We start from the raw sequence: 238 nt of genomic DNA, 5'->3' as shown, positions 1-238 counted from the left end.
CCATATACATTGTTTGATATCCTTTTAGTCGTAAATACGTCGCGAAAATAAATCCTTTTAATATATTATTTTCTAAAACGAAAACTTTGTTAACGGAAGAATACACCGACGCATTATGATAGATCATCCCTAAACGTGTTTGTAAGAATGATACAACATATTTGAATTGCGACATTGTAATCTCATTATTACTTTTTAAAGTTAACAACTTGTTTGCCACTTGAAGAATGATGCTTGC

General features: G+C 30.3%; 1 pseudogene. It reads right to left on the bottom strand.

The features are described from left to right. Nucleotides 1-238, bottom strand: a pseudogene (locus SB775_RS33545) (MerR family transcriptional regulator); the annotation flags it as partial.

The organism is Peribacillus sp. SIMBA_075, assembly GCF_046534585.1.
The sequence above is the reverse complement of the archived record's forward strand: the minus strand, read 5'-3'. Positions and strand labels throughout refer to the sequence as shown.